At 66.7% G+C, this 22,287-nt stretch carries 25 protein-coding genes; 11 read left to right on the forward strand and 14 right to left on the reverse strand.

Features of this window, described 5'->3' with window-relative positions; genetic code table 11:
* Positions 1-36 precede the first annotated feature (36 nt).
* From H7J73_RS27415 to H7J73_RS27430, 4 genes are read left to right on the forward strand one after another with little or no spacing between them, the layout of a single operon-like run.
* Positions 37-795 carry a LamB/YcsF family protein gene (locus tag H7J73_RS27415; RefSeq protein ID WP_264070951.1) on the forward strand — a complete coding sequence of 253 codons (759 nt, stop codon included), beginning with the start codon at positions 37-39 and terminating at the stop codon, positions 793-795.
* Positions 795-1,715 carry an MBL fold metallo-hydrolase gene (locus H7J73_RS27420; protein WP_264070953.1) on the forward strand — a complete coding sequence of 307 codons (921 nt, stop codon included), beginning with the start codon at positions 795-797 and terminating at the stop codon, positions 1,713-1,715. The genes H7J73_RS27415 and H7J73_RS27420 overlap by 1 nt, the downstream gene beginning before the upstream one ends.
* Positions 1,716-1,723: 8 nt before the next feature.
* Positions 1,724-2,959, forward strand: a complete 1,236-nt coding sequence (locus H7J73_RS27425) for an SLC13 family permease (RefSeq protein ID WP_264070987.1) — start codon at positions 1,724-1,726, stop codon at positions 2,957-2,959.
* Positions 2,960-2,969: 10 nt separating this feature from the next.
* On the forward strand, positions 2,970-3,764 hold the full coding sequence (locus H7J73_RS27430; RefSeq protein WP_264070954.1) for an alpha/beta fold hydrolase: 795 nt from the start codon (positions 2,970-2,972) through the stop codon (positions 3,762-3,764).
* 2 nt (positions 3,765-3,766) lie between these two features.
* Here H7J73_RS27430 and rlmB read toward each other — a convergent pair whose 3' ends face one another.
* The 5 genes from rlmB to carD are packed head-to-tail and all read right to left on the reverse strand — an operon-like array spanning position 3,767 to position 7,820.
* Positions 3,767-4,714: a 23S rRNA (guanosine(2251)-2'-O)-methyltransferase RlmB gene (gene rlmB, locus H7J73_RS27435; protein WP_264070955.1), complete on the reverse strand. Its 948-nt coding sequence runs from the start codon at positions 4,712-4,714 to the stop codon at positions 3,767-3,769.
* Positions 4,715-6,148, reverse strand: coding sequence for a cysteine--tRNA ligase (cysS, locus tag H7J73_RS27440; protein WP_264070956.1), 1,434 nt, complete (start codon positions 6,146-6,148; stop codon positions 4,715-4,717).
* Positions 6,149-6,159: 11 nt separating this feature from the next.
* Entirely contained in the window at positions 6,160-6,660 is a 501-nt protein-coding gene (gene ispF, locus H7J73_RS27445; RefSeq protein ID WP_264070957.1) for a 2-C-methyl-D-erythritol 2,4-cyclodiphosphate synthase, read from the reverse strand.
* Positions 6,657-7,319 carry a 2-C-methyl-D-erythritol 4-phosphate cytidylyltransferase gene (gene ispD, locus H7J73_RS27450; RefSeq protein ID WP_264070958.1) on the reverse strand — a complete coding sequence of 221 codons (663 nt, stop codon included), beginning with the start codon at positions 7,317-7,319 and terminating at the stop codon, positions 6,657-6,659. Before ispD ends, ispF begins: the two co-directional genes overlap by 4 nt.
* 12 nt (positions 7,320-7,331) lie before the next feature.
* Positions 7,332-7,820: an RNA polymerase-binding transcription factor CarD gene (carD, locus tag H7J73_RS27455; RefSeq protein WP_264070959.1), complete on the reverse strand. Its 489-nt coding sequence runs from the start codon at positions 7,818-7,820 to the stop codon at positions 7,332-7,334.
* 254 nt (positions 7,821-8,074) lie between these two features.
* Between carD and H7J73_RS27460 the strand changes: the two genes are divergently transcribed.
* From H7J73_RS27460 to disA, 3 genes are read left to right on the forward strand one after another with little or no spacing between them, the layout of a single operon-like run.
* Positions 8,075-8,638 (forward strand): copper chaperone PCu(A)C domain-containing protein, encoded by a 564-nt coding sequence (locus H7J73_RS27460; protein WP_264070960.1) that lies wholly within the window; start codon positions 8,075-8,077, stop codon positions 8,636-8,638.
* A 53-nt stretch (positions 8,639-8,691) separates the two neighbouring features.
* Positions 8,692-10,167 carry a DNA repair protein RadA gene (gene radA / locus H7J73_RS27465; RefSeq protein WP_264070961.1) on the forward strand — a complete coding sequence of 492 codons (1,476 nt, stop codon included), beginning with the start codon at positions 8,692-8,694 and terminating at the stop codon, positions 10,165-10,167.
* A complete protein-coding gene (gene disA / locus H7J73_RS27470) occupies positions 10,164-11,270 on the forward strand; it encodes a DNA integrity scanning diadenylate cyclase DisA (RefSeq protein WP_264070962.1) in 1,107 nt (368 codons plus the stop codon). The genes radA and disA overlap by 4 nt, the downstream gene beginning before the upstream one ends.
* Here disA and H7J73_RS27475 read toward each other — a convergent pair.
* Together H7J73_RS27475 and H7J73_RS27480 are read right to left on the reverse strand one after the other, a co-directional pair.
* On the reverse strand, positions 11,267-12,070 hold the full coding sequence (locus H7J73_RS27475; RefSeq protein ID WP_264070963.1) for a hypothetical protein: 804 nt from the start codon (positions 12,068-12,070) through the stop codon (positions 11,267-11,269). The genes disA and H7J73_RS27475 overlap by 4 nt on opposite strands.
* Positions 12,071-12,152: 82 nt before the next feature.
* A complete protein-coding gene (locus H7J73_RS27480) occupies positions 12,153-12,770 on the reverse strand; it encodes a carbonic anhydrase (RefSeq protein WP_264070964.1) in 618 nt (205 codons plus the stop codon).
* Between H7J73_RS27480 and H7J73_RS27485 the strand changes: the two genes are divergently transcribed.
* The gene (locus H7J73_RS27485) at positions 12,769-13,686 is read left to right on the forward strand and encodes an HhH-GPD family protein (protein WP_435405588.1); all 918 of its coding nucleotides are present in this window, start codon (positions 12,769-12,771) and stop codon (positions 13,684-13,686) included. The two genes, H7J73_RS27480 and H7J73_RS27485, sit on opposite strands and share 2 nt — an antisense overlap.
* A gap of 55 nt (positions 13,687-13,741) precedes the next feature.
* Here the strand turns inward: H7J73_RS27485 and H7J73_RS27490 are convergent, their stop codons facing one another.
* On the reverse strand, positions 13,742-14,704 hold the full coding sequence (locus H7J73_RS27490; protein ID WP_264070966.1) for a GlxA family transcriptional regulator: 963 nt from the start codon (positions 14,702-14,704) through the stop codon (positions 13,742-13,744).
* A 71-nt stretch (positions 14,705-14,775) separates the two neighbouring features.
* Here H7J73_RS27490 and H7J73_RS27495 point away from each other — a divergent pair, with 71 nt between their 5' ends.
* Positions 14,776-15,045 (forward strand): hypothetical protein, encoded by a 270-nt coding sequence (locus tag H7J73_RS27495; RefSeq protein WP_264070967.1) that lies wholly within the window; start codon positions 14,776-14,778, stop codon positions 15,043-15,045.
* Here H7J73_RS27495 and H7J73_RS27500 read toward each other — a convergent pair.
* Positions 15,019-15,789: an alpha/beta fold hydrolase gene (locus H7J73_RS27500; RefSeq protein WP_435405589.1), complete on the reverse strand. Its 771-nt coding sequence runs from the start codon at positions 15,787-15,789 to the stop codon at positions 15,019-15,021. The two genes, H7J73_RS27495 and H7J73_RS27500, sit on opposite strands and share 27 nt — an antisense overlap.
* 56 nt (positions 15,790-15,845) lie before the next feature.
* Between H7J73_RS27500 and mhuD the strand changes: the two genes are divergently transcribed.
* Together mhuD and H7J73_RS27510 are read left to right on the forward strand one after the other, a co-directional pair.
* On the forward strand, positions 15,846-16,163 hold the full coding sequence (gene mhuD, locus H7J73_RS27505) for a mycobilin-forming heme oxygenase MhuD (RefSeq protein WP_264070969.1): 318 nt from the start codon (positions 15,846-15,848) through the stop codon (positions 16,161-16,163).
* A 4-nt stretch (positions 16,164-16,167) separates the two neighbouring features.
* On the forward strand, positions 16,168-17,532 hold the full coding sequence (locus H7J73_RS27510) for a serine hydrolase (protein WP_264070970.1): 1,365 nt from the start codon (positions 16,168-16,170) through the stop codon (positions 17,530-17,532).
* Here the strand turns inward: H7J73_RS27510 and H7J73_RS27515 are convergent.
* From H7J73_RS27515 to clpC1, 5 genes are all read right to left on the reverse strand, one after another.
* On the reverse strand, positions 17,529-18,077 hold the full coding sequence (locus H7J73_RS27515; RefSeq protein WP_264070971.1) for a histidine phosphatase family protein: 549 nt from the start codon (positions 18,075-18,077) through the stop codon (positions 17,529-17,531). The genes H7J73_RS27510 and H7J73_RS27515 overlap by 4 nt on opposite strands.
* Positions 18,074-18,874 (reverse strand): CbtA family protein, encoded by an 801-nt coding sequence (locus tag H7J73_RS27520; RefSeq protein WP_264070972.1) that lies wholly within the window; start codon positions 18,872-18,874, stop codon positions 18,074-18,076. The genes H7J73_RS27515 and H7J73_RS27520 overlap by 4 nt, the downstream gene beginning before the upstream one ends.
* Before the next feature lie 21 nt (positions 18,875-18,895).
* Positions 18,896-19,111, reverse strand: a complete 216-nt coding sequence (locus tag H7J73_RS27525) for a CbtB domain-containing protein (protein WP_264070973.1) — start codon at positions 19,109-19,111, stop codon at positions 18,896-18,898.
* 136 nt (positions 19,112-19,247) lie between these two features.
* Positions 19,248-19,619 (reverse strand): YbjQ family protein, encoded by a 372-nt coding sequence (locus tag H7J73_RS27530; RefSeq protein WP_264070974.1) that lies wholly within the window; start codon positions 19,617-19,619, stop codon positions 19,248-19,250.
* A gap of 74 nt (positions 19,620-19,693) precedes the next feature.
* Entirely contained in the window at positions 19,694-22,240 is a 2,547-nt protein-coding gene (gene clpC1, locus H7J73_RS27535; RefSeq protein ID WP_264070975.1) for an ATP-dependent protease ATP-binding subunit ClpC, read from the reverse strand.
* Positions 22,241-22,287: the final 47 nt, after the last annotated feature.

A 22,287-nucleotide genomic window follows, 5' to 3' on the forward strand; every position in this document is an offset into this window, starting at 1 on the left:
ACCGGGGCCACCGGCACACGGATTAGGGTTGGTTCCGTGCCGACTGTCGACCTCAACGCCGACCTCGGCGAGGGCTTCGGGGTGTGGCGACTCGGCGACGATGACGCGATGCTGGCCATCGTCACCAGCGCCAACATCGCCTGCGGTTTCCACGCCGGCGACCCTGCCGGACTGCTGCGGGTCTGCCGGACCGCCGCAGAGCGCGGAGTTTCCATCGGCGCGCAGGTCAGCTACCGGGACCTGGCCGGCTTCGGCCGGCGGTTCATCGACATCACAGCCGAGGATCTGACCGCCGACATCATCTACCAGATCGGCGCATTACAGGCGCTGGCCACGGCCGCCGGCTCGACGGTCAGCTACGTCAAACCCCATGGCGCCCTCTACAACACGATCGTCGGCCACCAGTCGCAGGCTGCCGCGGTGGCCCGGGCGGTGCATGCCGTCGACCCCGGCCTACCGGTCCTCGGGCTGCCCGGATCAATGTTCCTCGCCGAGGCGCGAGAGCTCGGTCTGCGCGCGGTCACCGAGGCGTTCGCCGACCGCGCCTACCAACCCGACGGCCAGCTGGTATCCCGGGCCGAGCCCGGTGCCGTCCTCCACGATCCCCAGCAGATTGCCGACCGGGTGGTCACCATGGTGACCTCCGGAACGGTGCTCGCCAGCGACGGGTCGACTATCGCCGTACGCGCCCAATCCATCTGCGTGCACGGCGATTCGCCCGGCGCAGTACAGATCGCGGAGGCCGTCCGCGACCGGTTGGCGGCCGGCGGCGTCACATTGCGGGCATTCGTCTGATGCGACTCAAACTTGGACGGCCCGATCTCGCCGCGCATCGCGACCGATTCACCGTGGCGCCCGCCGCGCCCGACGCGCCGCTCTCGGTCACCTGGCTCGGGGTGGCCACGTTGCTCATCGACGACGGCACCTCGGCGCTGATGACCGACGGGTTCTTCTCCCGACCGAGCCTGCCCGCGGTCGCCCTACGCAAGCTGGCGCCGTCCACCGCCCGGGTCGACGGCTGCCTGACCCGAGCCGGGGTGCAGCGGCTCGACGCAGTCATCCCGGTCCACACCCACTTCGACCACGCGCTGGATTCCGCACTGGTCGCCGAGCGGACCGGCGCACAGCTGATCGGCGGTGCCTCGACGGCGAACATCGCGCGCGGCGGCGGGCTGCCCGAGGACCGCATCGTGATCGCCGTGTCTGGAACGCCGATCGCCGTCGGTGCCTACGACGTCACGCTCGTCGAATCACACCACTGCCCACCCGACCGGTTCCCCGGCGTCATCACCGAACCCGTCGTCACCCCCGCGAAACTCTCGGCGTACCGCTGCGGTGAAGCCTGGTCGGTGATCATCCACCATCGCCCGACGGATCGAACGCTGTTGGTGCAGGGCAGCGCCGGCTACGTACCCGGCGCGCTGGTGGGCCACCACGTCGACGTGGTCTATCTGGGCCTGGGCCAGTTGGGATTGCAACCGCGGCGCTATCTGGTGGAGTACTGGACCGAGACGGTGCGTGCCGTAGGTGCCTCCGCCGCCGTCGGGATCCACTGGGACGATTTCTTCCGACCCCTGTCAGAACCATTGCGGGCATTACCTTTTGCCACTGACGACCTCGATGCCTCGCTACAGGTGCTGAGTGGACTGGCCGAGGAAGACGGGGTGGCGTTACAGCTGCCGACCGTGTGGCGACGCGAGGACCCCTGGGCTTGACATTCGCATTGATCCTGTCGCTGGCACTGCTGGCCGCCGCCCTCGTCTTCGCCATCGCCCGCCCGAACGGGTGGCCAGAGGCGGTGGTCGCGGTCCCTGCCGCCGCCATTCTCGTTGCAGTCGGGGCGATCTCGGTCCACGATGCCACCGCCGAGGCCCTGCAGCTGCTACCCGTCGTCGCCTTCCTGGCCGCCGTCCTGGTGCTGGCCAAACTCTGCGACGACGAGGGCCTGTTCGATGCGCTCGGGGCCGTGATGGCCCGGTCCAGCTCCGGTCGGCCGGATGCCCTACTGCGGCAGGTCTTCGTAGTGGCGGCCGTCATCACCGCGGTGCTGTCCCTCGATGCGACGGTGGTGCTCCTGACCCCGGTGGTGTTGGCTACGGTGCGCACGCTGCGGGTCCCGGTGCGGCCGCACGCCTACGCGACCGCACACCTGTCGAACACCGCATCCCTGCTGCTGCCGGTGTCGAACCTGACCAACCTGCTGGCCTTCAGCGCCGCCGGCTTGTCGTTCACTCGGTTCACCGTGCTGATGCTGGCGCCGTGGCTGGTCGCGATCGCCGCCGAGTACGTCGTCTTCCGGCGCTTCTTCGCCCGCGATCTGGAACCCACCGACAGCACCGACACCGTCGACCCACCGCACCTGCCCAAGTTCGTGCTGGTGGTGCTGGCATTGACACTGGCCGGATTCGCGGCGACGTCGTTTCTCGGCGTCGAACCGGTGTGGGCAGCCCTGGGCGGGGCACTTGTCCTGGGTGCCCGCAGCCTGGCCCAGCGCCGCAGTACGCCGGGCGGTATTGCCCGATCGTTGAACGTGCCGTTCCTGATCTTTGTGCTGGCCCTCGGCGTCGTCGTCCAGTCGGTGATGAACAACGGCCTGACCACGGGGATGAGCCACCTGATCCCCGGCGGTTCTACGTTGCCCGCCCTGCTCGGCATTGCCGCGGTGGCCGCAGTCCTGGCCAACCTGGTCAACAATCTGCCCGCGGTACTGGTGATGCTGCCGTTGGTGGCGACAGGCGGACCCGCTGCGGTGCTGGCAGTATTGATCGGGGTGAACATCGGGCCGAACCTGACCTACGTCGGATCGCTGGCCAACCTGCTCTGGCGCCGGGTACTCACCGCCCAGGACGTCCCACCGAAGGTGGGGACCTTCACCTGGCTTGGGCTGCTCACGGTGCCCACCTCGCTGGTTCTCGCGGTGCTGGCGTTGTGGGCCGGGGTTCGCCTGGTCGGGGTCTAACGTAGCGCGCATGCCAGCGTTCGCCACCACCACGCTTTCCGTCGCCGGCGCTGACCTGTCGGCCGTCGCGCGGTCCGGGGACCAACCCGCCCTGGTGTTTCTGCACTACTGGGGCGGGTCGAAGCGGACATGGCAACCCGTCATCGACCGTCTGCCTGCCACGACCGCCGTGCTGGCGTACGACCAACGCGGCTGGGGCGGCTCCGCCGGAGCACCGGGTCCCTATGGCTTGGCCCAGTTGGCCGCCGACGCCGAGCACGTCCTGGCCGGACTCGGCTACGACCGGGTTGTCTTGGTCGGCCACTCGATGGGCGGCAAGGTCGCGCAAATGGTCGCCGCGCGACGACCCCGCGGGCTGGTCGGGCTCGTCCTCGTCGCACCCGCGCCCGCCGCCCCCGCTGCAATGACCGCCCAGCTTCAGGAACTGACCTCCCGCGCCTACGACGACGAGCAGGCGGTGCAGCAGAGCGTCGACCACATGTTGACCGAGATCGCACTGCCGGCTGACGTGCGGCGCCAGATCGTCGAAGACAGTCTCAGCGCCGGGGACGAGGCCAAATACAGCTGGCCCACAACGGGTCTCGCTCAGGACGTGTCAGCCGGCGTCGGCGCCATCGGGGTGCCGACCCTGATCGTGGCCGGCGAGCACGACAAGGTAGAACCGCCCGCACTGCTCCGGGCGCATGTACTGTCGCTGATCCCGCAGGCCACGATGACCGTGTTGGCCGGCACCGGGCATCTGTCGCCGCTGGAGGTTCCGGATCAGGTCGCCGCCGCGATCACGGAATTCACCGCAGCCCTCTGAGATCAGCCTCGCCGCTGGCGGGCGATCTCTGCCAGCACCACACCGGCTGCGACCGAGGCGTTCAGCGATTCGGTGGGCCCGGACATCGGAATCGACACGATGGCATCGCAGTTCTGCCGCACGAGCCTGGACAGGCCCTTGCCCTCCGAGCCGACGACCAACACCATCGGGCCGGCCGCATCGAGGTCGTCGAGTGTGGTGTCGCCACCCGCGTCGAGCCCAACCACCAGCAGCCCGGCGTCGCGCCACTCCTTGAGCGTCCGGGTCAGGTTGGTGGCACGGGCCACCGGAACCCGCGCGGCCGCACCGGCGCTGGTGCGCCAGGCCACGGCGGTGACCGACGCGGACCGGCGTTGCGGGATCAACACCCCGTCGCCGGCGAACGCGGCGACCGACCGCACGATCGCCCCGAGGTTGCGCGGATCGGAGATGTTGTCCAGCGCGACCAACAGCGCGGGCTCGACGTTCTTGGTTGCGGAGCGGAGCAGGTCCTCGGGATGGGCGTAGTTGTACGGCGGAACCTGCAGCGCGATGCCCTGATGCAGACCGTTGGTGCTCATCCGGTCGAGGTCGGTGCGCGGAACTTCGAGAATGGCGATACCGGAATCGGCTGCGCGCGTGACAGATTCGGTCAGGCGCTCATCGGACTCGGTGCCAAGCGCCACGTAGAGCGCCGTCGCGGGCACGCCGGCGCGCAGGCATTCCAGCACCGGGTTGCGGCCCAACACGATCTCGGTGTCGTCGGTCTTCTTGTTGCGGGGCCGGCCCTGGTTGGACCGGGCGGCCGCCTTGGCGCGCTTGGCGGCCGGGTGGTGGGGCCGCTCGTGCGCGGGCGGGGTGGCGCCGCGCCCTTCGAGGGCTCGGCGCCGGACTCCGCCCGACCCGACGACCTGGCCCTTCTTGGTGCCTTCTTTGCGCACTGCTCCGCGGCGTTGTGAATTACCGGCCATCTACTTGGAACCCTCTTTTTTTTCGAAGTCGATGAGTTCCCATTGGGGTCCGTCGGCAGTGTCAGTGACGTCGATGCCGGCCTCTTTGAGCCGATCCCGGATCTGGTCGGCCTGCGCCCAGTCACGCTCCTCGCGCGCCTGCGCGCGCCCTTCCAGTGCCCAGTGCACCAGCACATCGACGGCGGCCAGCGCCGCAGATGTCTCGTCGCGGGATTCCCAGCGCTCGTCGAGCGGGTCGCAGCCGAGAATGCCCATCATCGCCCGGATCGAGGTGGCGGCCAGCAGCGCGCCCTCATGATCACCGGCGTCCAGAGCGCGGTTGCCGTCGGCACGGGCACTGTGCACCTCGGCCAGGGCCATGGGCACCGCCAGGTCGTCGTCGAGGGCCGCGGCGAACTTCTCACTCCACTGTCCGGGCACGACTGCGCCGACCCTGGTGCGGACCCGATGCAGAAAATCCTCGATACCGGTGTAGGCCTTGACCGCGTCCTGCAGGGCATTTTCCGAGAACTCCAGCATCGACCGGTAGTGGGCGCTACCCAGGTAGTAGCGCAGTTCCGCCGGCCGAACCCGTTGCAGCACGGCAGGTATCGACAAGACGTTGCCCAGCGACTTGCTCATCTTCTCGCCGCCCATGGTGACCCAGCCGTTGTGCAGCCAGTACTGGGCGAAGCCGTCGCCGGCCGCGCAGGCCTGCGCGATCTCGTTCTCATGGTGCGGAAAGATCAAATCCATTCCGCCGCAGTGGATATCGAAAGTATCGCCGAGGTACTCGTGGGCCATCGCGACGCATTCCGAATGCCAACCGGGCCGGCCGCGCCCCCATGGCGTGGGCCAGGACGGCTCACCGGGTTTGGCACCTTTCCACAAGGTGAAGTCACGCTGGTCCCGCTTACCGGTGGCCGCGCCCTCACCCTGGTGCACATCGTCGATCCGGTGACCGGACAGCGCGCCGTAGTTCGGATAGCTGAGCACGTTGAAATAAACGTCACCGGCGCCGGTGTAGGCATGCCCGGTGTCGATGAGACGCTCGATCAGCTCGACGATCTGCGTGATGTGCCCGGTGGCGCGCGGCTCGGCCGACGGCGGCAACACACCGAGTGCGTCATACGCAGCGGAGAACGCCCGCTCGTGGGTGGCAGCCCACTCCCACCACGGCCGACCCGCCGCGGCAGCCTTGATCAGGATCTTGTCATCGATATCGGTGACGTTGCGGACGAAGGCCACGTCGTAGCCTTTGGCCGTCAACCAGCGTCGCAGCACGTCGAATGCCACCCCGCTGCGGACGTGACCGATATGCGGCAAGCCCTGCACAGTGGCCCCGCACAGGTAGATGGAGGCATGTCCCGGGCGAACCGGAACGAAGTCGCGCACGGCACCAGACATGGTGTCGTGGAGTTTCAGACCCTCAAGACGGGTCCCGCGATCGGTCACGACGTGCCAGCTTACCGGCCCAAACGGGCGGCATTTCCATCGGCGACGATAAGGGCGGTGGCAATCGCCGCCAGACCCTCACCGCGCCCGGTCAGCCCGAGACCGTCGGTGGTGGTCGCCGAGACTGAGACGGGGGCGCCGAGCACGTCGGAAAGAACGTTCTGGGCCTCGGCGCGCCGCGGCCCGATCTTCGGCCGATTCGCAATGACCTGCACCGTCGCGTTACCGATCCGGAAACCCTGCTCGTCGAGCAGACCGCGGACGTGGCGCAGCATGTCGGCACCGGTCACCCCGGCCCAACGCGGATCGTCTACACCGAAGATCCCACCGATATCGCCGAGCCCGGCCGCCGATAACAGCGCGTCGCACAATGCGTGCGCGGCAACGTCACCGTCGGAATGTCCGGCGCAGCCATCGGAACCCTCGAACAGCAGACCCAGCAGGTGACAGGGCCGACCTGATTCGATGGGGTGGACATCGGTGCCCAGCCCCACCCGCGGCAGCTCCGTCACCGATTCACCAGCGCTTCGGCCAGCAGTAGATCGAGCGGCGTGGTGATCTTGAACGCCAGCGGATCACCGGCCACGATCTGCACCTGGCCGCCGATGCTCTCCACCATCGACGCATCGTCGGTGACCGGCGCCCCACCGCTGCGCTCGTAGGCACGCAGCAGGGTGGCCGTGTCGAAACCCTGCGGCGTCTGGACCGCCCGCAGCCCGGCGCGCTCCGGCGTACCGAGGACGACCCCGTTGGCATCTACGGCCTTGACGGTGTCCACCAACGGCAGAGCGGGGACAACGGCGGTGTGCCCGGATCGCAGGGACTCAACAACTCGGACGATCAGGGATGGCGGAGTCAGCGGACGAGCAGCATCGTGTACGAGCACAAATTCTGGATCGCCGGCCGCAGCCAACGACAATCGGACAGATTCAGTGCGATCAAGACCGCCGGCGACGACAGTGGCCGTCGAGCCGAGGATCAACTTGGCTTCGTCGGTGCGGTCTGGCGGCACGGCAACAATGACCGAATCCACGACGCCTGACTGCCGCAAACCTTCTATCGCTCGCTCAACCAGTGTCAGACCGGCAAGATCGACGAACGCCTTCGGAACTCCGGCAGCTAACCGCTCACCCGACCCCGCGGCCGGGACGATGGCGACAACGCGCCCCATCTACATTCGCCGTCAGGACGCGGCGGCCAGGACCTCGTCGAGAATGATGGCAGCCTTGGCGTCATCGGTGTTCTCCGCGAGAGCCAGCTCGCCGACGAGGATCTGCCGGGCTTTGGCCAGCATGCGCTTCTCGCCTGCCGAGAGCCCACGCTCCTGGTCACGACGCCACAGATCGCGGACGACCTCGGCAACTTTGTTCACGTCGCCGGAAGCCAACTTCTCGAGGTTCGCCTTGTAGCGACGGGACCAGTTGGTCGGCTCTTCTGTATGCGGGGCTCGCAGCACCTGGAAGACCTTGTCCAAGCCTTCCTGCCCGACCACATCACGCACGCCGACGTACTCGGCATTCTCAGCGGGAACTCGAACGGTGAGATCTCCCTGAGCCACCTTCAAGACGAGATATTCTTTCGCAACGCCCTTGATGGTTCGGGTTTCGATCGCCTCGATCAATGCAGCACCGTGGTGTGGATAGACAACGGTGTCTCCGACCTTGAAAATCATCAGTTTGGAGCCCCTTTCGCTACTCCATACTAGCACGATGCCGCGACAGGCGCGGAACAACGGTGCAGGTCAGGGGCACAACGAGTGAAGACTGGGGGTTGACAGGGTGGCGAATCCGTGCAGGTTGAGCGGCTAGTTCAGTGCTCCCCGGCCCCTCCGCTACCGCCTGTGGACACCCACTACTACGCTCCGTACTAGGCTCAGCACCACTGTCCACAGGTCGGACCGTGACGGCCGTAAACAGGAGGCTTTCAGTGATCCCTTTTGATACCCGCCGGGCCTCCGTCACCCGTGCCGGAGTGGCCGTCGGCGCCCTGCTGGTCGCCACCGCTCTCGCGGGCTGCGGCGCAGGCCAGATCTCGCAGACCGCAACCCAGGAGCCTGCCGTCAACGGCACGGTGGGCACGGTCAAGAACATCACCCTGCGCAATGTCCACATCCAGGCTGTCGAAAAGGGTGACGCGCTGGAGCCCGGCCAGGACGTCGACCTGATGTTCATCGCCTCCAACCTCTCCCCCGACTCGGGCGACAAACTCGTCGGGATCACCTCCGACGTCGGCGCCGTCACTCTCACCGGCAGCGGCGAGATACCGCCCAGCGGCGTCCTGGTCGTCGGTAGCCCCGACGGTGTCACCGCGCTCAGTTCGGTCGAGGGTGCTGCGGCCGCGGATGCCAGCGTCGAGCTGTCGAGGCCGATTCGCAACGGCCTGACGTACAGCTTCACATTCACCTTCGCCAAGGCCGGTGAAACCACGCTCTCCGTGCCGATCTCGGCCGGCAACGCGCCCCGCCAGGGCGCCGCGACCGAAGCGCACTAGCGGCGCGGCGCGTCCGACCCGGAACTGTCGGACCCGCCCGATACCGTCACGACGTGGCAAAACCGCGTTCGCAGTACCGCTGCTCGGAGTGCCAGCACGTGATGGCCAAGTGGGTCGGACGCTGCCCAGAATGCGGCACCTGGGGCACTGTCGACGAAGTCGCAGTGCTGACGTCGATGGGTGGTAACGCCAGGCGCCAGGTCGCGCCGACGTCGGCGGCGGTGCCGATCAGCGCCATCGACCCCCACAACACCCGTCATCTGCCGACCGGCGTCAGCGAACTCGATCGGGTACTGGGCGGGGGCGTCGTACCCGGCGCGGTGGTGCTGCTGGCCGGCGAGCCCGGGGTCGGCAAGTCGACCCTGCTGCTTGAGGTCGTGCACCGCTGGGCCTCCTCGGGCCGGCGCGCCTTGTACGTCTCCGGCGAAGAATCCGCCGGCCAGATCAGGATGCGCGCCGAGCGGACCGGCTGCAGCCACGACGATGTCTACCTCGCCGCCGAATCTGACCTGGATACCGTGCTCGCACACATCGACGCGGTGAAACCGAGCCTGGTCGTGGTCGACTCGGTTCAGACCCTGTCGACCACCGACAACGACGGTGTCACCGGCGGAGTCACCCAGGTGCGTGCCGTCACCACGGCACTGACCGGGCTGGCCAAGGCGGCGGGTGGACCTGGGGTGGCGATCATCCTGGTCGGTCACGTCACCAAGGACGGCGCCATCGCCGGGCCGCGCTCACTGGAGCATCTCGTCGACGTCGTGCTGCATTTCGAAGGCGACCGGCACACCGCGCTGAGGATGGTCCGCGGCGTGAAGAACCGATTCGGGTCCGCCGATGAGGTCGGCTGTTTCATGGTGCACGACAACGGGATTGAGTGTGTCGCCGATCCGTCGGGACTGTTCCTGGATCAGCGTCCCGAACCGGTGCCCGGCACCGCGGTGACGGTGACGATGGACGGCAAGCGACCGTTGATCGGCGAGATCCAGGCACTGGTCGGGATGCAGACCGCGCCGTCGCCCCGACGGGCGGTCAGCGGTCTCGACCAGTCGCGGGCGGCGATGACCGCTGCGGTGCTGGAGACCAGAGCGGGGCTGGCGATCGGGCAGCGCGACATATATCTGTCGACCGTCGGTGGCATGCGCCTGACCGACCCGTCATCGGATCTCGCCGTGGCAATCGCCATCGCGTCGGCGTTCGCCGACCTGTGCCTACCGACCTCTACCGTCGTCATCGGGGAGGTCGGGCTGGCCGGTGATCTACGTCGGGTGACCGGCCTGGACCGCCGGCTCGCCGAGGCGGCGCGGCTGGGTTTCACCACGGCCATGGTCCCGCCGGGCGCCAACGCCCCCAAGGGCCTAAAGACCCTCGAAGTGAGCACAATCGGCGACGCCCTCAAAGCGCTGTTGCGCATCGCAGTGCAGCCCGCCAGCAAACCACCCGAAGTGCGGCCGGCGAAGCGACCCGAGCTGAAACTGGTAGACGGTGGTTCCCATCAGGACGCCACAGAGGACAATGGTCTGCTGTGACGCCCGGCATCAGGTCCATCGGCGCGGTATCGCCGCGCCCCACGTTGCGTGAGACCGTCGGCCGACTGGCTCCCGGCACCGCCCTGCGCGACGGACTGGAGCGAATCCTGCGTGGCCGCACCGGCGCCCTGATCGTGCTCGGCTATGACGACAGCGTCGAGACCATCTGCGACGGCGGTTTCGCGCTCGACGTCCGATACGCGCCCACCCGGTTGCGAGAACTGTCCAAGATGGACGGCGCGGTGGTGCTCTCCACCGACGGCAGCCGCATCGTGCGCGCCAATGTGCAGCTCGTCCCCGACCCCTCCATCCCCACCGACGAATCCGGCACCCGGCACCGCTCGGCAGAACGCACAGCTATCCAGACCGGCTATCCGGTGATCTCGGTCAGCCACTCGATGAGCATCGTGACGGTGTACGTCGCAGGCGAACGGCACGTCGTCGCCGATTCGGCCACCATCTTGTCCCGCGCCAACCAGGCGATCGCGACGCTGGAACGCTACAAGTCCCGACTCGACGAGGTCAGCAGGCAGCTGTCCACCGCGGAGATCGAAGATTTCGTCACGCTGCGCGATGTGATGACCGTGGTGCAACGGCTCGAAATGGTCCGCCGAATCGGTCTGGAGATCGACTCCGACGCCGTCGAACTGGGCACCGATGGCCGGCAATTGCGGCTCCAGCTCGAAGAGCTCCTTGGCGGCAACGACACCTCCCGTGAACTGATCGTCCGCGACTACCACGCCAGCCCCGATGCGCCGTCCAAGGGGCAGGTGGCGGGCACGCTGGATGCCCTGGACGCGCTCTCCGACGCAGACCTGCTGGACTTCACCGCACTGGCCCAGGTGTTCGGCTATCCGTCCACCGTGGAGGCGCAGGATTCCGCGCTGAGCTCTCGCGGATATCGCGCGATGGCCGCCATCCCGCGGCTGCAGTTCGCGCATGTCGACCTGCTGGTGCGGACCTTCGGCTCACTGCAGGGACTACTGGCCGCCAGCGCGAGCGATCTGCAGAACGTGGAGGGCATCGGCGCCATGTGGGCGCGCCACGTTCGCGAGGGTTTGTCTCAGTTGGCTGAATCGACCATCGCCGACCGGCTGGCCTAGCCCGCGGGCGCAGGCGCGGGCGCGTCCGCAGGCGGGGCATCCGCAGCAGGCGCTGGCGGCGCTTCCGGTGCGGGGGCATCGGCAGGCGGCGGCGCGCCGGCGTCAGCCAGGATGAATGGCACGGTCGCCGATCGCAGATTGCCCAGCTGCACGACCAGGTTGTAGGTGCCCGGCCCGATCGGCTGCCGCGGCAGCGGGCACTGGGCCTCGGACCCCATACCCGTCCAGGTCACCTCGGTGGTGACCTGCTCCCCCGGATTGAACGTCTTGACCAGGGTCTCGTTGGACGGTGCGCAGTCCAGGTTCGACCAGAGCCGCTTGTTGTCCAGTGAGTACACGTAGGCCGCGAGCACTGCGGCGCCCACGTCGCGCTGGCAGGCGACCAGACCGATGTTGGTGACCACCATCGTGAACTTGGGCTGATCGCCGATCGTGTACTGCGGCTGGCTGGTCATACCCTTGACGGCCAGCGTGGAGTCCGGGCAGTCATCGCCCGCTTTGAGGACCGGTGGCGGGACGACAGCGGCGGTCGCGGTGGGCGTCGGCGGCGGAACGTCCTGTGCGGGCGGCACGACGGGCGTCTTGACCTCGGGAGTCGGAGTCGGCGCCAGCGGGCCCTGCGCGGTATTCGGCTTGTTGTCGGCGACCGGCTTGGGATCAGTGCTGGAGCTGCCCCGAAGGACCATGAACACGATGGCGGCTACCAGCGCGATGACGATAACCGCAACGCCGATAGCGAGCCCACGGCGCCGCCAGTAGATCTGCGTCGGGAGCGGGCCCTGCGGTTCCAAATCCAGCACGATCTCACGGTAAGGCCAGGTCACCGAGAGATGTCCGACCCCGCTCGGCGTGTCGCGACCCGGGTGATGTGAGTTTGCTGTGCTATTCGCCGATATCGCCGAGGTGATTGCGTAGATTCACCCGGCCGTCGGCCAGGTGGTACGTCAGCCCGACAATGCCGAGCGAGCCGGCGTTGACGCGCTCGGCGATGGCCGTCGAGCGGGCCATGATCTGGGAACCGGTCTCGACGACGTGTCGATGTTCGAACTCGTCGACCCTGGTCAGACCATCGCGGCGGCCCAGCAATATCGACGGCGTGACCCGCTCGACGACATCGCGGACATACCCGCTCGGGACCTGGCCGCCGTCGAGCGTGTCCAGGGTGGCCTTCACCGCGCCGCAGCTGTCATGGCCGAGCACGACGATCAGCGGCACGTTGAGCACAGTCACGGCGTACTCCAACGACCCGAGCACTGCCGAGTCGATGACGTGCCCTGCCGTGCGGACCACGAACATATCGCCGAGGCCCTGGTCAAAGATGATCTCTGCCGCGACCCGGCTGTCGGCGCAGCCGAACACGACCGCCGTGGGCCTCTGCTCGGCAGCCAGGCTGGCCCGATACTCGATGCTCTGGCTGGGGTGCTGTGGGTGGCCCGCGACGAAGCGCTCGTTACCCTCCTTGAGTGCCTTCCAGGCGGTCACAGGACTTGTATTCGGCATGCTGCACATTGTGCCCTCCCGCTGCGACGGAGACGCGATGAGTATCCGAGCCGCGGAATTGCTCGACTGGTACGACCGCGAACATCGCGACCTGCCCTGGCGCCATCCCGAGGCCGGCGCGTGGAAGATCCTGGTCAGCGAGTACATGCTGCAGCAGACGCCGGTGGCGCGGGTGCTGCCGATCTGGCTGGAGTGGGTGGCGCGCTGGCCGACACCGTCTGCGACCGCTGCGGCCAGTGCTGCTGATGTGCTGCGCGCCTGGGGCAAGCTGGGCTATCCGCGACGGGCCAAGCGGTTGCACGAATGTGCTCGGGTGATCGCCGACGACTACGGCGACGTGGTGCCCGACGATGTCGAGGCGCTGCTGACGCTGCCCGGCGTCGGCAGTTATACGGCCAGAGCGATCGCATGTTTCGCCTATCAGCAGTCGGTTCCGGTGGTCGACACCAATGTGCGGCGGGTGGTGGCCCGGGCGGTGGACGGACTGGCCGACGCCGGGCCGCCGTCGACCACCAGAGACCTGGCCGCCGTGGCGGTGCTGCTGCCCGATGATTCGACGGCCCCGCGCTTCTCGGCGGCGCTGATGGAATTGGGCGCGATCGTCTGCGCGGCACGATCGCCGAAGTGCGGGCTGTGCCCGTTGAGCCACTGTGCCTGGCGCGCGGCCGGCTATCCCCCGGCCACCACACCACCCAAACGCGGACAGGCCTACGCCGGTACCGATCGCCAGGTCCGCGGCCGACTGCTCGATGTGCTTCGCGGTAGCCAAAAGCCGGTCACGCGTGCGCAATTGGATATCGTGTGGCTGACCGATACCGCACAGCGCGACCGGGCACTGGATTCGCTACTGGTCGACGGACTCGTCGAGCAGACGGCGGACGGTCGGTTTGCGCTGGCCGGCGAAGGCGACGGGTGACTTCGGCGTGGAACCAACCGCTGACCGGCGACGAACACGCCGAAATCACAAGGGGTTAAGCGGGCTCGGCCACCGCATCGCAGGCGAAGCTGCGGCGGTAGTCCGACGGCGCCACCCCGATGATGCGGCGGAAGTGGTGGCGCAACAACGTCGCAGTGCCGAATCCGGCCCGATCAGCAATCCGGTCGATATCCAGATCGGTCTCCTCCAGCAGTCGTCGCGCGTAGAGCACTCGCTGGTCGGTCACCCACTGCATGGGTGTGGTGCCGGTCTCGTCGACGAATCGACGGGCGAACGTCCGGGCGGACATGTGCGCGCGCTCAGCCAGCGTTGCGACGGTATGCGGCTTGTCGAGGTTCGCCAGAATCCAATCCAGTTGTGGCGCAAAGCCTTCCGAGCATCGGACCGGAATGGGCTGGTCGATGTACTGACGCTGACCACCGTCACGCTGAGGTGGCACGACCATCCTGCGGGCGATGATATTGGTTGCGGCACTACCGAGTTCGCGACGAACCAGGTGCAGGCAGGCGTCGATACCGGCTGCCGTGCCGGCGCTGGTGATCAGGTTGCCGTCGTCGACGAACAACACGTTTCGGTCGACGTTCGCCGTGGGATACAGCCGCGCGAGTTCATCGGCATGCATCCAGTGCGTCGTACATGGCCGGCCCTCGAGTAATCCGGCGGCACCGGCAACGAAGGCGCCGGAGCAGACCGTGAGGACGATCGATCCGGACTCGGCGGCGGCCCGCAGTGCATCGAGGGCTTCCTCCGGGTAGGGGCCGCTGATCGCGGGCACCGCCACCAGGTCGGCGCCGACCAACGCGCTGAAGTCGTGATCGGGCGTGAGGCTGGCGCCGATGGACATCCGCACCGGCCTACCCGCTTCTGGGCCGCACACCTTGAAATCGAAGTTCGGTACGCCGTCCGCGGAGCGGTCGATGCCGAAGACCTCGCAGATCACGCCGAATTCGAATGGCGCAAGACCGTCGAGCACCAGCACCGAGACGGTCTTAAGCATGGCAGTATTTTACCGAACCGCGACAGTGCTGCCACTGTTGGCGGTATCTTAGTTGTCGAAGTATTACTGCCATGAATGCACCGTTGAGCCTTCTGCTCCTGATCGTCGTGTTACTCGCCCCGTTTGCGCTGGTAGCCGTACTTGCCGCCCGTTCACGTGGCAGTCACTTCCTGCGCGGGCATCTGGACCAGATGCGCTACACCAACCGCGACGTGGCCCGGCTCGTCGAAGAAGGAGACGCCGATGGCCGCCGACTTGATCACGAACTCGACGCCATCCGCACGCGCTTCGAACAACAGCCGTCGTGGCCGACGTCAGGCGTAAGGAGCGACAGTCGCTAGGAACGACGTCACAGCCTCCCGATATTCCTGCGGCGCCTCATCGTGGACAAGATGGCCGGCGCCTGGCACCTGCAGATAGTTCGCCAGGCGACCGGTCACTTTCATCTCCAGCATCTGTCCCGGCGGGGTGACCGAGTTCTCCGCCTCGATCAACAGCGCGGGCACCTGCACCGCGTGCCACTGATCCCAAAAATCTCGGGTACCCCACTCGGCGGCGATCTCGATCCACCGCTCGACGCGGCCGTGCAGCCGCCAGCCGGTGGCGGTCCGGTCGAACGCCTCGACGAAGTATCTTCCGGCGACGGGACCGAACTCGTCGATCACGGCATCGGCGGTCTCGAACTCCACCGGCAGGGCGTGCAGCCACGGTTCCCACGCGCCGGTGGTCCGGCCGCGGTAGTCCGGGGCCATGTCTTCGATGACCACACCCGCGACCAGGTCGGGTCGCTCCGCCGCCAAGCACCAGGCATGCAGACTGCCCATCGAATGCCCGATCACCGGAACCGGCCTGCCGAAGGGCGCCAACGCATCCGCCAGATCCGCGACGAACCTCTCGGTGCTGATCGCGTGGGGGTCGGTGACATACCGGCCGCGGTGCCAGGGGGCGTCGTAGGTGTACACCGCGCCCAGTCGGGTCAGCCACGGCAGCTGCCGGGACCACGTCGTGCCGCGGCCCATCAATCCGTGCGTCAACACAATCGGGTTCCCCCGCCCGCCGCGGTAGGTGAGCGTGTCGCTGATCATGTACGCCATCTTGCGTGGCTCGCCGGAGCCGAAGTGGGGCGCGGTAGCCTAACGCCATGTCCGTGGTGAAAATCAACGCAATCGAGGTACCCGCCGATGCCGGGCCGGAGCTGGAGAAGCGGTTCGCTCATCGCGCCCACGCCGTCGACAACCAGCCTGGTTTCCTCGGGTTCCAGCTGCTCCGCCCGATCAAGGGCGAGACCCGCTATTTCGTGGTGACGCAGTGGGAGACCGAAGAGGCGTTCCAGGCGTGGGCGTCGGGCCCTGCCATCGAGGCGCACAAGGGTGAGCAGAAGAATCCGGTCGCCACCGGCGCATCGCTGCTCGAGTTCGAGGTTGTGTTGGACGTTGCCGGGTCAAGCGCAAACGCCTGAACGCTTGACAACCCGGCGGGGGCTGCGTCGAGCAGCAGCGTTGGTCTGCACGGCTGCGCTCGTCGTCACCCTGGTCGGCGGCTGCGGGTCTTCGGGCACTCCGTCGGCCAATGCCGGTGACGCCGGAGTGCACATCAACACCAACACCCCGCCGGGAGTCCGGGCCCAGCAGGTGATGGACATGTTGAACTCCGACTGGCCGATCGGTCCGGTCGGAATCAAGACGTTGACCGCGCCAGATCTCGTCGATTCGGTCGGCACCACCATGGACGGCATGTGGTACGACCGTCCCTATACGATCGCCGGCGTCGAAATCGGAGCGGGCGCAGCAACTTTGCACATCGTGTCGTCCTACGGTGCCCGCCAGGACATCGAATTGCACACCGACGACAGCTTGCTGGTGGACCGATTCAAGGTCACCACCCAGACGCCGCAGATCAAATCCTGGGCGGATGTCGACGCGGTGTTGTCGAAAACCGGCGCGAAGTACTCGTACCGGGTCTCGCGGGTCAACGACGGCAAGTGTGACCAGTTCGCGGGAACCAACACCACCGAATCGCTGCCGCTGGCGTCCATCTTCAAGACCTACGTGCTCTACGCCGTGGGCGAAGAGATCACCGCGGGCAGGTTGTCATGGGACGACCAGCTGACCATCACTGCCGAGGGCAAGGCTGTCGGCTCGTCGGGCTTCGACAAGCTGCCGCCCGGCACTCAGGTATCGGTGCGGACCGCCGCCCAGAAGATGATCTCCAACAGCGACAACATGGCCACCGACATGCTGATCGAGCGGGTCGGAATCCACGCCGTCGAACGCGCGCTCGCCGACGCCGGGCATCACGATCCCGCCAGCATGACGCCGTTCCCGACGATGCACGAGCTGTTCTCGATTGGCTGGGGCAAACCGGACCTGCGAGACCAGTGGCAGCATGCGAATGCGGCAGGTCGCGCGGCGCTGCTCAAAGACGCCAGTTCTCGCCCCTACGAGCCGGATCCATTGCACACCCGCGATCCCGGCTCCGCCTACGGCATTGAGTGGTACGGCAGCGCAGAGGACATCTGCCGGGTGCACGCCGCATTGCAGACGGCCGCGGTCGGCCCAGCGGCGCCGATCAAGGAGATCATGTCGGCGATCTCCGGTATCGATCTCGACCGTCAGCTGTGGCCTTATATCGGCGCGAAGGCAGGCAACTTGCCCGGCGACCTGACTTTCAGCTGGTATGCGGTCGACAGGACCGGTCAGCCCTGGGTACTGAGCCTGCAGATGAACTGGCCGCGCTTCCACGGTCCCGGGACTGCGGGTTGGCTGATGACGATCATCAAGCAGATGTTCGCCCTGATCCCCGTTGGCCAGGCCCCGCCGGCTCACTAGGTGTTGCGCAGTGTCCAGGCATGTCCGCGAAAATGCAGGACGATTCGACTGACCGGGGCAATATCGATGCGCCAGAACGACTTTGGCGGTGCATCGAGCGCGATCAGAATTGCCGCTCGAATAACCGCCGGATGCGTGACGGCCACCAATCGGGCCCGGTTGGCCGTCATGGTCTCCATCCACCCGCGCACGCGGGCAACGACGTCGACGATCGACTCGCCGCCGTGCGGGGCGCGTTTGACGTCGGTCAGCCAGACTGCGAGGTCATCGGGTTTCACTCCGCCGAGCACATCACCTCGCCAGCGGCCGCAGTCCAGGTCGGCCAATCCCTGATCGACCCGCGCCGAGAGTCCGAGGAGCTCGGCGGTCTGCCGGGCCCGCTTTTCCGGGCCGCACATCGCCTGGTCGACGAGACCGAGGTCGATGGACGCATCGGCCTGACGCTGCCCGATCGCATTGAGCGGCTCGTCGGTGGGAAATCGCCCGGCTGCCATCGCATCCGTCATTGCGTGGGAGACGAATGTCAGCCGGACGACCTCACTCACACTGAAATGGTCTCTTGCCGCTTGCCGTCAAGGAGACGTGAGAACAGCGCCGCGGACACCAGCCCGATGGTGGTCCAGATGATCACCTGAGTGCCCAGGGAGTAGAGCCGGAATTCGTACATGTCGATCGCCGGGAAGCCGGGGAACACGATCACCCCTGCGTCATTGGTCATCGGGCCCGGGGTCTCGCTGATGGTGGGCAGCAGCAGCATCACGACAGACACGGCGACCAGATATGCCGCGCCGCCGACCAGCGTCGCGTTCCACGCCCCCAGCTTCGGGGCCAGCTGACGGCCCAGATACACCGCGGCCACCATCAGGACCGCCGACAATCCCACCATCAGCAGATACAGCAGCGATCGCTGGAAGATGGTGGCGTCATCACTGCTCGCCGGCGGATTCGGCGGGTACTTGAGCGCAGGCACGATCCACAGCGAGATCAGCATGCCGCCCGCGATCAGCACCGACAGGGCCCGGGCCGAGATGTTGCCGATGCGCCCGTAGGCCACGCAGAACACCACGGCGAACAGTGCGGCCAGCGCGACACTGAACGCCAGCACGCCGAAGCCCATCCCGGCGGTCGACTGGACGCCGCGGGTGAACAGTTCACCACCCTCGTGGCTATGGCCGCCGCTACCCGCAGCCGTCTCCATGGCTTCATGAGCGGCCGCCGTGCCGTCTTCGAACTCGATCGCCCGGCCGATGACCGGCTCGAGGAAGATCGTCGAGAACACGAACGCGAGCACTCCAGCAAGGGCGCCGGCCAGGAGGCCGCGCCCGATTATCTGCTTTTCCATTGTGTGTGGGGTTTCCCTGCGTCAGTGGCAGGGGAAGCCGAGGAGGTGGCGAGCGTCGTGCACGAACTCATGGATGTACATGTTGTCGCCGAAGACCGAGGTGGCGCCCTGGTCGACACCGACGAAGTACAGCACCATCAGCGCGAGAACGGCGGTCAGCGACAGCCAGACAGCAGCCTTGGTGGCGGAGAGATCGAGCGGGAGAGCCTTGCTCCGGCTAGCGCCAGGTGTGGTCATTTCTATCCTTTCGGGGAGTTCGCGTCCCGATTCGAGAGGTGACGGCGTCTGGTCTGACTGTGACAGTGGCGCGGCCGTTCCGGATTTTCACCAGATTCATAAACCGTCAGGTACCTGTGAAGCATAAGCGGCCTGTCTAGCCCCCGCCGCCATAACCCAACTGCGATGCGGTGTACTTCGCCCCATCACTGACGGGCACCGCTTGGACGGCGGTGCCATAGGCGCAGATCTCGGTCCAGACGTCGCCCAGCTCGGTGGTGTCAAACCGCATTCCGACGATGGCGTTACCACCCCGGTTGCGGGCCTCCTCCATGAGTCGGCCCATGGCTTCGTTGCGGCTTTCGGCCAGATTTTTCGTCATCCCCTGCAACTCGCCGCCGAACATCGATTTGAAGCCGGCCCCCATCTGCGAGAACGCGTTGCGGGACCGGACAGTCAGCCCGAATACCTCGCCACACACCCGCTGGATCTCCCAGCCGGGAAGGTCGTTGGTGGTCACTACCAGCATGGGTCGTCACTCCTCGGAGACGAAAAACGGGCAGTTACCCGATGAGGGTAACCGCCCGTCCTTCGATCTGGTGTCTACTCCGAAGCAGCCGCGCCAGTGCCAGTGGTGACAGCCTTGGCGAGCTCTGCCTCGTCGACCTTCTCCGCCTTGGGCGCGCCGACGAACGTGAAGACCGCGTCCTCGCCCGCGCCCTCGCCGTCCCAGTTGTCGACATCGACCGTGACGACCTGGCCGGGACCGATCTCGTCGAACAGGATCTTCTCGCTCAACGCGTCTTCGATCTCACGCTGAATGGTGCGTCGCAGCGGGCGCGCCCCCAGCACCGGGTCGAACCCGCGCTTGGCCAGCAGAGACTTGGCCTGATCGGTCAGCTCCATGGTCATGTCCTTGGCGCGGAGCTGGTTTCCGACCCGGCCGATCATGAGATCGACCATCTGGATGATCTCGTCCTTGGTCAACTGGTGGAAGACGATGATGTCGTCGATGCGGTTGAGGAACTCCGGGCGGAAGTGTTTCTTCAGCTCGTCGTTGACCTTCTGCTTCATCCGCTCGTAGTTGTTCTCGCCGCCACCCTGGGTGAAGCCGAGACCAACCGCCTTGGAGATATCCGAGGTGCCGAGGTTGGACGTGAAGATCAGCACGGTGTTCTTGAAGTCGACCGTGCGTCCCTGGCCGTCGGTCAGGCGGCCGTCTTCGAGGACCTGCAACAGGGTGTTGTAGATCTCCTGGTGCGCCTTCTCGATCTCGTCGAACAACACCACCGAGAACGGCTTCCGCCGGACCTTCTCGGTCAGCTGCCCACCCTCTTCGTAGCCGACGTAGCCCGGAGGGGCACCGAAGAGCCGCGATGCGGTGAAGCGGTCGTGGAACTCGCCCATGTCGATCTGGATGAGTGCATCGTCGTCGCCGAACAGGAAGTTGGCCAGCGCCTTGGACAGCTCGGTCTTACCGACACCGGACGGACCGGCGAAGATGAACGAGCCCGACGGACGCTTGGGGTCCTTCAGACCGGCCCGGGTGCGGCGGATGGCCTTCGAGACGGCACGAACGGCATCCACCTGGCCGATGATCCGCTTGTGCAGCTCATCTTCCATGCGCAGCAGCCGAGTGGTCTCCTCCTCGGTCAGCTTGAACACCGGGATACCGGTCCAGTTGCCGAGCACCTCGGCGATCTGCTCGTCGTCGACCTCGGCCACGACATCCAAATCACCTGAGCGCCACTGCTTTTCGCGTTCGGCACGCTGAGCAACCAGCGTCTTCTCGCGGTCGCGCAGGTTGGCGGCCTTCTCGAAATCCTGCGCGTCGATCGCGGATTCCTTTTCCCGGCGCGCGTCGGCGATCTTCTCGTCGAATTCACGCAGGTCCGGCGGAGCGGTCATCCGGCGGATACGCATCCGGGCGCCGGCCTCATCGATCAGGTCGATCGCCTTGTCCGGCAGGAACCGGTCGTTGATGTACCGGTCGGCCAGGGTGGCTGCGGCCACCACGGCGGAGTCGGTGATCGACACCCGGTGGTGTGCCTCGTACCGATCGCGCAAGCCCTTGAGGATCTCGATGGTGTGCTCGACCGACGGCTCGCCAACCTGCACCGGCTGGAAGCGGCGTTCCAGGGCGGCGTCCTTCTCGATGTACTTGCGGTACTCGTCGAGGGTGGTCGCGCCGATTGTCTGCAGTTCACCACGGGCCAGCTTGGGCTTGAGGATCGAGGCCGCGTCGATGGCACCTTCGGCAGCACCGGCCCCGACGAGCGTGTGCAGCTCGTCGATGAACAGGATGATGTCGCCACGGGTGTTGATCTCCTTGAGCACCTTCTTGAGGCGCTCCTCGAAATCACCGCGGTAACGGCTGCCGGCCACCAGCGAGCCGAGGTCAAGCGTGTAGAGCTGCTTGTCCTTCAGCGTCTCCGGCACGTCTCCGTGGACGATCGCCTGGGCCAGGCCCTCCACGACGGCGGTCTTGCCGACGCCGGGCTCACCGATCAGCACCGGGTTGTTCTTGGTGCGCCGGCTCAGCACCTGCATCACCCGCTCGATTTCCTTCTCGCGGCCGATGACGGGATCGAGCTTGCCTTCCATCGCGGCGGCGGTCAGGTTGCGACCGAACTGGTCCAGGACCAGCGACGTGGACGGGTTGCCCGCCTCGCCACCACGTCCCCCGGTACCGGCTTCGGCCGTCTCCTTGCCCTGATATCCGGACAGCAGCTGAATCACCTGCTGGCGGACCCGGGTCAGTTCGGCGCCCAGTTTGACGAGCACCTGGGCGGCGACACCTTCGCCTTCACGAATCAGGCCGAGCAGAATGTGCTCGGTGCCGATGTAGTTGTGGCCGAGCTGCAATGCCTCACGCAGCGAGAGCTCAAGCACCTTCTTGGCGCGCGGGGTGAAGGGGATATGACCCGAGGGCGCCTGCTGGCCCTGGCCGATGATCTCCTCAACCTGGCTGCGCACGCCTTCCAGCGAGATGCCCAAAGACTCGAGGGATTTGGCGGCTACGCCTTCACCTTCGTGAATGAGGCCCAGCAGGATGTGCTCGGTCCCGATGTAGTTGTGGTTGAGCATCCGGGCCTCTTCTTGAGCCAGGACGACGACCCTGCGGGCACGGTCGGTAAATCTCTCGAACATCCGTGGTTACCTGCTCTCATATACATGGCGCGTATAGCGCGGGCTCC

This window comes from Mycolicibacterium komossense (assembly GCF_025822605.1).
Lineage (GTDB): Bacteria > Actinomycetota > Actinomycetes > Mycobacteriales > Mycobacteriaceae > Mycobacterium > Mycobacterium komossense.